The following is a 10,936-nucleotide window of genomic DNA, read 5'->3' as shown; positions in this document are numbered from 1 at the left end:
TCATTGCAACGCTTCGGAAGATGGCCTAATCTTGGTCGTGAGCGATGGTGCATCGGCCGACGCATGCCGCAACGCACGCAATTGAAAGGCCGCCCGCCAGACGCTCCCTTCAATAACGACAGACCGAGAAAGGTGGAGACAATGAGACTTTGCAAGGGCAAGGCTACGCTCAGGATTCTGGTGGCGGCATTGACGTTGGCGACGGGATTCGGTGCGGCGTCGGCCGCCCGCGCGGCTGACGCTCACTTCGTGCTGATCAGCCACGCGCCGGATTCGGATTCGTGGTGGAACACCATCAAGAACGCCATCAAACAGGCCGACGAAGATTTCAACGTCGAGACCGACTACCGTAATCCGCCGAACGGCGACATTGCCGATATGGCGCGTCTGGTCGAACAGGCGGCCGCGCGCAACTACGACGGCGTGATCGTCTCGATTGCCGACTTCGACGTACTCAAGAGTTCGATCGCCAAGGTCACCGAGAAACACATCCCGCTCATCACGATCAATTCCGGTACCGAAGAGCAGAGCGCGCAGCTTGGCGCGATCATGCACGTTGGTCAGCCTGAGTATGCCGCGGGCAAAGCGGCGGGCCAAAAGGCGAAGGCAGCGGGCATCAAGTCGTTCCTGTGCGTCAATCATTACGCAACCAACCCGGCATCGTTCGAACGCTGCCGTGGCTTTGCCGACGCGATCGGGGTTGACTTCAAGACCTCCACGCTCGACGCCGGCCAGGACCCGACCGGTGTGCAATCGAAAGTGAGCGCGTATCTGCGCAATCACCCGAACACCCAGGCGGTGCTCGCCCTCGGTCCGCTGTCGGCAGCGCCGACGATCAAAGCGCTGCAGCAGATGGGCCTCGCCGGCAAGATCTGGTTCGCGACATTCGATTTCGACAATGACATTGCGAAGGGCATCCAGGACGGCACGATCCAGTTCGCGATCGACCAGCAACCTTACCTGCAAGGCTATATCCCGGTCGCCGTACTCGCCATCGTGAAAAAGGACCACACCACCGATCCGGCAAAGATCCGCAAGATCTTGCAAGCCAATCCGAAGTTCCAGCAACGCCTCGCCACTTACGGCCTGCAGCCCGCCTATGGCCCGCGCAATATCGGTTCCGGCCCGGGCTTCATCACCAAGGCCAATATCGACAAGGTGGTCAAGTACGCCGGGCAATATCGCTAACGCATTTCGCTGGAAGTGCGGATACGGGAGAACCGTTCCGGCAGGTATGAAATGAAGAAAGTGGACGCGGCCGGCCGCAACTGGCCAGGCCGCCCCACGCCTGCGTTCACCACGTTTTACGTGCATTACGCGCCATGCGGTCCGATTGCAGTCATTTGATGACCGCAATCGCCGGGCGCATCAAGGAGAGCTTCAATGGGCGTAGCCAAACCCTTCCATCCCCATCCCCGCAAGCAGCCCCCTTCCGGCAATGGGACGGCGTCTGCGTCGACCTCCAACGGTGCGCCCACGGCGGCCGATGAGCGCGTGCGCCAGGAATCGTGGTTCCGGCATCTGCTGAACCGTCCGGAATTCGCCGCCCTCGCCGGCACCGTGATGGTGTTCCTCGTGTTTGGGATAGCAGCCGGCAACTCTGGCATGTTCAACCTCGACGGCGTGATGAACTGGTCGCAAGTGGCCGCGTATCTTGGCCTGATCGCGGTCGGTGCGTGCCTCTTGATGATTGCCGGTGAATTCGATCTGTCGATCGGCTCGATGATTGGCTTCTCGGGCATGATGGTCGCGCTGCCCACCATGTACTTCCACTGGCCGATTGCATTGTCGATCCTTTTTGCGTTCGCCGGATCGATGCTGCTCGGCGCACTCAACGGCTATCTGGTGATGCGCACGCGGCTGCCGTCATTCATCGTGACGCTGGCGTTTCTGTTCATTCTGCGCGGGCTCACGCTGGCCCTGTCGGTCATGTTCGCCGACCGGACCATCATCTCCGGCGTGGGCGACGTCGCCGCTCACGACTGGCTCGCCCATACCCTGTTCCAGGGCGTCGCGTTCAAGGGCCTGTTCATCTGGCTCGGCCAGATGGGGGTCGTCAAGCTGCTCGATAACGGCAATCCGCTCGTGCCGGGCATTCCAAAAGTTCTGCTCTGGTGGTTCGCGCTTGCCGCAGTCTGCGCGTTCACTCTCGCCAAAACCCGCTTCGGCAACTGGATTTTCGCGGTCGGCGGCGACGCCAACGCAGCGAAGAACGTCGGCGTGCCGGTGCGGCGCGTCAAGATCTCACTGTTCGTGCTGACCGCGTTCTGCGCGTGCCTGTTCGCCGTGCTGCAAGTGTGCGACATCGGTTCAGCCGCGGCCGATCGTGGGCTGCAGGCGGAATTCGAAGCCATCATCGCCGCGGTGATAGGCGGCACGCTGCTGACCGGCGGCTACGGCTCGGTGATCGGCGCCTGCTTCGGCGCGCTGATCTTCGGCGTCGTGCAGATCGGCATCACCTATACGAATGTCGATTCCGACTGGTTCCGCGTGTTCCTCGGCGTGATGCTGTTGATCGCCGTGCTGTTCAATCACTACGTGCGCCGCCGCGTCGCGCAGTCGTAACGAGGAGGCAACCATGTCCGATACAAATACCGTGAACACTGCGGCTGAGCCGCAGGACGACGTGATCCTTGCACTCGAAGACGTCAGCAAGTTCTTCGGTCAGGTCATCGCGCTGAGCGGTGTGACCTTGCGCCTGAAGCGCGGCGAAGTGCATTGCCTGCTCGGCGACAATGGCGCGGGCAAATCGACGCTGATCAAAACGTTGGCCGGTGTGCATCAACCCTCTTCCGGCCAATATCTGGTCGACGGCAAACCCGTGCTGTTCGAGTCGCCGAAAGACGCGCTCGATCTCGGCATCGCCACCGTCTATCAGGATCTGGCGCTCGTGCCCTTGCTCTCCGTGGCACGCAACTTCTTCATGGGCCGCGAGCCGCAAAAGAAACTGTTTGGCTTTCTGAACGTGATGGACCTCGAAACCTGCGCCACGACCTCACGTGACAAGCTCGCCGAAATGGGCATCAACGTGCGCGACCCGCATCAACCGATCGGCACGATGTCCGGCGGCGAGAAGCAATGTCTGGCGATTGCGCGGGCGATTCACTTCGGCGCGCGCGTGCTGATTCTCGACGAACCGACCGCCGCGCTCGGCGTCAAGCAGAGTTTCAATGTGCTGAAGCTGATCCACACGGCGCGTGCGAAAGGCATCTCAGTGATCTTCATCACGCACAACGTGCATCACGCGTATCCGATCGGCGATTCGTTCACGCTGCTCAATCGCGGCAAATCGCTCGGCACGTTCACGAAGGACACCATCAGCAAGGACGAAGTGCTCGACATGATGGCCGGCGGCGCCGAGATGCAGAAGATGATCGGCGAACTTGAAGGCGCGACGATCTGATTCATTCGCGCGGGGTTCCGGCGCTTGCCGTGCCGGTCACCGCGTTCAGCTATTCAGGAATATCCATGAATCATTCCAGCACATCCAGCGGGACCGGGATCGTGAACGGTAACGGGCCCACGCCCGCTTCGGCAGCGACGGCCAGCCGTTTCGCGCCGGACCGCAGCCGCGATATTGTCTGTCTTGGCCGGCTTGCCGTCGATCTGTACGCGCAGCAGGTCGGCGCGCGGCTCGAAGACGTGTCGAGCTTTGCGAAGTATCTCGGCGGCTCGTCGGCGAATATCGCGTTCGGTTGCGCCCGGCTCGGGCTTCTATCGGCGATGCTGGCGCGCGTCGGCAACGATCATATGGGCCGGTTTCTCACCGAGACCTTGACGAAGGAAGGCTGCGACGTCAGTCATGTGCGCATCGATCAGGAACGTCTGACCGCGCTCGTTCTGCTTGGGCTGAAAGACCGCGATACGTTTCCGCTAATCTTCTATCGTGAGAACTGCGCGGATATGGCGGTGGATGAAGCGGATTTCGACGAGGCATACATCGCCTCGTCGAAAGCGCTGCTGATTACCGGCACGCACTTTTCGACCGAACAGGTGAACCGCACGAGCCGCCGCGCGCTCGATTACGCGCGACGTAACAACGTGCGCACCGTGCTCGACATCGACTATCGCCCGGTGTTGTGGGGCCTCACGGGCAAAGCGGATGGCGAAACCCGCTTTGTCGCGAGCGAAGGCGTGACCGCGCATCTGCAGCGCATTCTGCCTTTGTTCGATCTGGTGATCGGCACCGAGGAAGAGTTCCGCATCGCCGGCGGCAAGACCGAGCTCGTCGACGCACTCGCGATGGTGCGCGCCGTGACCCCGGCCACGCTGGTCCTGAAGCGCGGGCCGATGGGCTGCCAGATCATTGACGGCAAAGTGCCCGCAACGCTCGACGACGCGCCGATTCATGGCGGAGTCGAGGTGGAAGTGTTGAACGTGCTCGGCGCGGGCGATGCATTCGCTTCGGGTTTTCTCTCCGGATGGTTGCGCGATCAGCCGCTCGAAGCGTGCGCGCGGGCGGCGAATGCGAGCGGCGCGCTGGTCGTCTCACGTCACGGCTGTGCGCCCGCGATGCCGACGCCCGCCGAACTCGACTACTTCCTGCGCGAAGCCAAGGCCGATCCGCAACGCATGCGCCGCCCCGTCCGTGACGCAACGCTCGCGCGGCTGCATCGCGTATCCCCTGCCCGCAAACAATGGGACGAAGTACTCGGCTTCGCGTTTGACCACCGCAATCAATTCTTCGAACTCGCCCAGCAGACCGGCGCCGACGAAGCGCGCATCGCGCAACTGAAGGGTTTGTTCGTCGACGCCGTCGCGCAGACGGAAACCGCCTTGGGGTTGCAAGGCCGCATCGGCATATTGAGCGACGACCGCTACGGTCAGGACGCATTGAACGCCGCTACCGGCCGCGGCTGGTGGATCGGCCGACCGGTTGAGTTGCCCGGGTCCGTACCGCTCGTGTTCGATCATGGCCGCTCGATCGGCACAACGTTGATTGCGTGGCCGCAGGAACACGTCGCCAAGTGCCTCGTTCAATTCCATCCCGACGAACCGGTCGAACAACGCCTCGAACAGGAAGCACAACTGCGTGCGCTCTACGACGCGACGCAAGCGAGCGGCCACGAATTACTGCTTGAAGTGATTCCGCCGAAGCACGCGCATCTGCCGCAAGCACCGGACACCGTCTATCGCGCGTTGAAGCGGCTGTACAACATCGGCATCTATCCGGAATGGTGGAAGCTCGAACCGATGGACGCCGCCCAATGGCAAGCCGTCGACGCACTGATCGCCGAACGCGATCCCTACTGCCGGGGCGTGGTGTTGCTCGGCTTGTCAGCGGGTGTCGAGCAATTGAACGAGGGCTTTCGCGCGGCGGCACAATCGGCGACATGCCGAGGCTTTACCGTGGGCCGCACGATCTTTCACGAGCCGAGCCATGCATGGCTCGCCGGTGAGATCGATGACAACGAACTGATCGCGCGGGTGCGCCGCACGTTCGAAACGCTGATCGCGTCGTGGCGTGCAACGCGCGGCGCGACCGACGTTCAGCCCACCACGGCAAGCCACGCACATCAGGAGCAGGCGGCATGAACCAGCGCGTACTGCATCAATATGCGGCGTCCGCCAACGACGCCACCCAGGCACACGCGCCCTCGGGTGGCACCGTCCGCCTGACGACCGCTCAGGCGCTGGTTCGTTATCTCGCCGCGCAACGCGTTGCGACCGAAGACGGCACCGGCACCGAGCCGCTCTTTGGCGGTGTGTTCGCCATCTTCGGCCACGGCAATGTAGCCGGAATGGGCGAAGCGTTGTACCAGCACCGCGAAACATTGCCCACACTGCGCGCTCATAACGAACAGGCGATGGCGCACAGCGCGATCGCCTATGCGAAGGCGCATTTCCGGCGCCGCATGATGGCTGTCACGACTTCGATCGGACCCGGCGCGACCAATCTGATCACCGCGGCCGCGCTCGCGCATGTGAATCGTTTGCCCGTGCTGCTGCTACCCGGCGACGTGTTCGTCTCGCGCGCGCCCGATCCGGTACTACAGCAGGTTGAAGATTTCCATGACGGCGGCGTCTCCGCCAACGACGCGTTCAAGCCGGTGTCACGCTACTTCGATCGCATCGTGCACGCGGCGCAGTTGCTCAATGCGTTGCCGCGCGCCTTGCGTGTGCTCACCGACGCCGCGTTGTGCGGACCCGTCACGCTCGCGTTGCCCCAGGACGTGCAAGCGCAGGCATGGGACTTCCCTGTCGACTTCTTTGCACCGCGCGTCGTCACGATTCATTCTCCTGCGCCGCGCGCCGAAGATATCGACGCGGTGGTTGCCCATTTGCGCCGCGCAAAGCGTCCACTGATCGTTGCGGGCGGCGGCGTGCTCTATGGACGCGCGACCGATGCGCTGCACCGCTTCGCCACCACGCACGGCATTCCGGTGGCGGAAACGCAGGCAGGAAAAGGCTCGCTCGCATGGAACGATCCGCTGAACGCCGGCGCATTGGGTGTGACCGGCTCGCCTGCCGCGAATGCGCTCGCACACGACGCAGACTGCGTGCTGGCGATCGGTACACGCCTGCAGGACTTCACCACCGGGTCGAACACACTGTTCACGCAGGCCGACGTGATCGGTATCAACGCGAACCCATTCGACGGTCTCAAGCATCGCGCGCTGGTGGTCGAAGCCGACGCACGTCTTGCACTGGATGCGCTCGCCGAACCCCTGCAAGGCTGGCACGCGGACCGCACATGGACCACGCGCGCCCACAAACTCGCGGCGGGCTGGCGCGATACCGTGAGCACGCTCACGCATGCGCCGCAACGCGACACCGTGCTGCCGTATGAGGGCGACGTGATCGGCGCGGTGCAGCGTTCGAGCGCGCGTTCCGCGACGGACGACATCGTCGTTTGCGCAGCCGGAACGTTGCCTGCCGAGTTGCACAAGCTATGGCGTGCGGGCAAACCGGGCGCGTATCACGTCGAATACGGCTACTCGTGCATGGGATACGAGATCGCCGGCGGGCTCGGCGTAAAGCTCGCGCGTCCCGCGCGTGAAGTAATCGTGATGCTCGGCGACGGCAGCTATCTGATGATGAACAGCGAGATCGCGACTTCGGTCATGATCGGCGCAAAGCTGATTGTGGTGGTACTCGACAATCGTGGCTACGGTTGCATCAACCGCTTGCAGCAGGCCTGCGGTAGCGCGCCGTTCAACAACCTGCTCGACGACTGCATGCAGGGTCCACTCGGCGCACCTAAAATCGATTTCGCCGCTCACGCGCGCTCGCTCGGCGCGCAGGCCGAACACGTCGCGAACATCGCCGGACTTGAGGACGCGCTGCAACGTGCGCGCGCGGCCGATCGCACCTACGTGATCAGTATCGACACCGACCCCGCCCGCACCACGGACGACGGCGGCTGGTGGTGGGAAGTCGCCGTGCCCGAAGTCTCCGCGCGCGACACCGTGCGTGCCGCACGCTCGCAATACGACGCGCAACTCGCTGCGCGCGCGGCGCCCGCTGACCCCAGCGACCGCCCCGGTCACATCGACAACGAATGAGGACGCCCGCATGACTGCTTTCGACGTACGTATCGGCATCAACCCCTTATCGTGGATGAACGACGACCTGCCCTCGCTGGGCGGCGAAACGCCGCTTGAAGTTGCACTGACCGAAGGACGCCAGATCGGCTACCAGGGTTTCGAGCTCGGCAACAAATTTCCGCGTGAGCCGCAGGCATTGAAGACGCTGCTTGCCCAATACGATCTGGCCTTGGTATCCGGCTGGTACTCCGGACGACTCGCGCGGTGCAGTGTAGAAGAGGAAATCGCCTCGGTCGGTCCGCATCTCGAACTGCTCGCGCAGAACGGCGCGACGGCGATGGTGTACGGCGAAGTCGCCGATTCGATTCAGGGCGCACCGCAACCGCTGTATCAACGTCCGCGTTTTTTCAGTGACGCACAGTGGGCGGTGTACGCGGCGCGTGTCGATGAATTCGCGCGCTACACGCTGAGCCGCGGCGTGCGGCTTGCGTATCACCATCACATGGGCGCATACGTCGAAACATCGGCTGACGTCGATCAGCTGATGTCCCGCACGAGCGACGCCGTCGGTCTTCTATTCGACGCAGGGCACATCACGTTTGCCGGCGGCGATCCGCTCGCGGTACTCGACAAGCACATCGGCCGAGTGTGTCACGTGCACTGCAAGGACGTTCGAACGGCGGTGATGAAGCTGGCGCGCAATCGCAACTGGAGTTTTCTCGATGCGGTGATCAACGGTGCCTTCACGGTACCGGGCGACGGTGCGGTGAACTTCCCGGCGATCATCGACCGATTGAAGCGCTATGGTTATCGCGGCTGGCTGGTAGTTGAAGCGGAACAGGACCCCATTGTGGCGCCATCGTACGACTATGCGCAGAAAGGATTTCAGACTTTGCGAACGCTGGTCGACGCGCCGCTTGACGCCGGTGACAAACCTCAGCAGGAGGCGGCATGAGTTTATTGGTGAAGGCACAGCGCGAGGGCCAGACAATCGCGCGGGTGACACCCGAATCGGCGTGCTGGCGGTATGTGGGATTTGCTGCTTACCGGTTGGGCGCGAGTGAAGTCGTTCATGTGTTTGAGCCGGCTCGGGAAGTTTGTATCGTGGTGCTCACGGGCACTGTAGATATTGAAACCGCCGATGCCACCTGGAGTTCACTGGGTTCGCGCGATAGCGTGTTCGAGGATTCCGCGCCGTATGCGGTTTATTTCCCGCCTGGCGTTCGCGTGACTGTTCGCGCTTGTCGCGATGCGGAGGTTGGCGTGGCGAGTGCGCCTGCCAAGGGTACCTATCCGGCGAGGTTGATTGAGCCTTCGACGATGAAGCGCTCCACGCGTGGCAAAGGGCTCAATACGCGATATGTATGCGATATTCTTCCGCAGACCGAGCTTGCGGAGTCTTTACTTGTGGTTGAGGTTCGCACACCTGGTGGGCATGCTTCGAGCTATCCGCCGCATAAGCACGATACCGATAATGTGCCTCATGAGAGTTCGCTCGAAGAGACTTACTATCATCGGCTCGATCCGCCGCAGGGGTTTGCTTTTCAACGCGTGTATACCGATATGCGCGACATCGATGAGTCGATGGCTGTTGAGAATCACGACGTCGTGATGGTGCCGCGTGGGTATCATCCGGTGGTTGTGCCCTATGGGTATGATTCTTATTATTTGAATGTTATGGCTGGGGGGAAGAGGACCTGGCATTTCCGCAATGATCCTGCGCATGAGTGGATTATTGATAAGGATGGTTAAGGGTTTTTTCCTGCGGAGCGGTTGGTGGTTGTATGCCTTCGACGTTGGGCTTTTCTTGGTTTTTTTGCCTGCTTGGCGCGTTTTTTTGTGTTTTTATGGTGTTGGCCTTTCCTTGAATTGTTATTGGATTATTAGCGTCGCCCCTGTGCGGGGCAGGCACCTACTTTTCTTTACCTGCTGCAAAGAAAAGCAACCGTATTGGAAGTCAAGCGACAGGCTGTTTCCGGGTGCTGGATTCTCAGTGCGGTTCGCCAGTCTGGTACAGGCGAGCGTAGCCCACGCGAATGATCGCGTTCATGCACAGCATCCAGGCAAAGCTATACCGCCGGTTAATTCGTCGATGCGTTCCAGGGTGTTGAGTTATGGACCATGGCGTTAAGCGTAACGATGAGCTTGCGAATGCATGCGGTCATGGCCACCTTGAACGGTTTGCCAGCTTTGCGCAGACGGTCGTAGAAGGCTCTGATCACCGGATTGAAGCGCAACGCAGGTATGCAGGCCATGTAAAGAGCGCGACGCACGATGGCGCGACCGCCCTGAATGCGACGCTTGCCGATGTGCTTGCCGCTGTCGCAATTGAACGGCGCGACACCGGTGAGTGCGGCAATTTCGCGGCGGTTCAGCGAGCCGAGCTGGGGCATGAATGCAATCAGCGTGGCCGCGGCACCGGGGCCGATCCCGGGCACGGAGCGCAGCAGATCCTCCTTCTGACGCCAGGCGGGCGAAGAGCGCATGAACGAATCAATGTCCTTATCAGCGACGGTGAGCTGCTGTTTGAGCCATTTGATATGGTCATTCAGGCTTTCCTTAGCTGCGGCGTGGGCGCGCTCCAGGCGGGCTTTTTCCGCCACCAGCATGTCGATAAGCTGGGCACGGCGCAGCAGCAGGGCCTGCAACTGCTCGGTCTGCACATCGTTGAGCGGGCGCACGACAGGTTTGATGACGGCGCCGAAATGGGCAATGGCGAAGGCATCGATACGGTCGGTCTTGGCGCGTCGCCCCGTAGCGCGCGCGAAGTCACGCACCTGTCGGGGATTGACTGCGACAGCGGGCAGACCGGCTTCACAGAGTGCCCTGAGCACGGCGAGTTCGAGCTTGCCGGTGGCCTCCATGACGATCAGTGTGGGGCTCAGCGCAATCAGACGCTGGACCAGCTGGTCGATGGCGGCGGTTTCATTGTCGACACTGAAATGTTCGGTAGTGTCGTGGATGGCAACGTCGAGGGTGCTACCACTGACGTCGATGCCGATATAAACGGAAGAGGAAGTCTGGTTCATCACGGTACCCATACTTGCAGGAAAATACGAGCTCGAGGCTCAGTCAACTGTTCGGGTTACGAGGATAAAAAGGACAGTCGCTCAGGCTTTTCTGCGGGCTCGAGGCACTGTAGGCAGACGAGCTGACTGTCCGTGTGGCGACAACTGATCGGGTCGACGCCACAGGAGGGAATATACAAGTAGGCAAAAGAAAGCAGCTCAAACCGCTAGCTCATAAGCGGGTCCCCCGCGCAGCCACGGTAGTGGCGCATCTGGAATCCGTGCCCTCGCACATTCAGCCGTAGTGACAAAGCACTCATCCGCTGCCACTCCGCACTGCGTGCGTCGCGGATGGGGCTGCCAGGGAAACCTGAGGCTTCGTTGAGGCACGATGGGAGCCGTCGTTGCCTCGGCAACGACGGACTTGCATGGGAAACCAAG

At 61.6% G+C, this 10,936-nt stretch carries 8 protein-coding genes; 7 read left to right on the top strand and 1 reads right to left on the bottom strand.

The genetic code is table 11. The annotated features are described in order from the left end of the window. Positions 1–141: 141 nt before the first annotated feature. The 7 genes from ACUN0E_RS26040 to iolB all read left to right on the top strand — a co-directional run bounded on the left by ACUN0E_RS26040 (position 142) and on the right by iolB (position 9,239). A complete protein-coding gene (locus tag ACUN0E_RS26040; protein ID WP_445568386.1) occupies positions 142–1,188 on the top strand; it encodes a sugar ABC transporter substrate-binding protein in 1,047 nt (348 codons plus the stop codon). 195 nt (positions 1,189–1,383) lie between these two features. Then, positions 1,384–2,565, top strand: coding sequence for an ABC transporter permease (locus ACUN0E_RS26035; protein WP_445568385.1), 1,182 nt, complete (start codon positions 1,384–1,386; stop codon positions 2,563–2,565). Positions 2,566–2,578: 13 nt separating this feature from the next. After that, complete coding sequence (locus tag ACUN0E_RS26030; protein ID WP_445568384.1) at positions 2,579–3,403, top strand: ATP-binding cassette domain-containing protein; 825 nt, start codon at positions 2,579–2,581, stop codon at positions 3,401–3,403. A gap of 65 nt (positions 3,404–3,468) precedes the next feature. Next, positions 3,469–5,535: a bifunctional 5-dehydro-2-deoxygluconokinase/5-dehydro-2-deoxyphosphogluconate aldolase gene (locus ACUN0E_RS26025; RefSeq protein ID WP_445568383.1), complete on the top strand. Its 2,067-nt coding sequence runs from the start codon at positions 3,469–3,471 to the stop codon at positions 5,533–5,535. After that, complete coding sequence (gene iolD, locus ACUN0E_RS26020; RefSeq protein ID WP_445568382.1) at positions 5,532–7,505, top strand: 3D-(3,5/4)-trihydroxycyclohexane-1,2-dione acylhydrolase (decyclizing); 1,974 nt, start codon at positions 5,532–5,534, stop codon at positions 7,503–7,505. Before ACUN0E_RS26025 ends, iolD begins: the two co-directional genes overlap by 4 nt. 10 nt (positions 7,506–7,515) lie before the next feature. Beyond that, entirely contained in the window at positions 7,516–8,442 is a 927-nt protein-coding gene (gene iolE, locus ACUN0E_RS26015; RefSeq protein ID WP_445568381.1) for a myo-inosose-2 dehydratase, read from the top strand. Beyond that, positions 8,439–9,239: a 5-deoxy-glucuronate isomerase gene (iolB, locus tag ACUN0E_RS26010; protein WP_445568380.1), complete on the top strand. Its 801-nt coding sequence runs from the start codon at positions 8,439–8,441 to the stop codon at positions 9,237–9,239. The genes iolE and iolB overlap by 4 nt, the downstream gene beginning before the upstream one ends. Before the next feature lie 329 nt (positions 9,240–9,568). On the opposite strand, the gene ACUN0E_RS26005 is transcribed toward iolB, so the two are convergent. Continuing rightward, positions 9,569–10,516: an IS110 family transposase gene (locus tag ACUN0E_RS26005; RefSeq protein WP_445568379.1), complete on the bottom strand. Its 948-nt coding sequence runs from the start codon at positions 10,514–10,516 to the stop codon at positions 9,569–9,571. Positions 10,517–10,936: the final 420 nt, after the last annotated feature.

The organism is Paraburkholderia sp. D1E (genome assembly GCF_052682275.1).
Note: the sequence above shows the minus strand (reverse complement) of the source record. Positions and strands in the feature narration are given on the sequence as shown.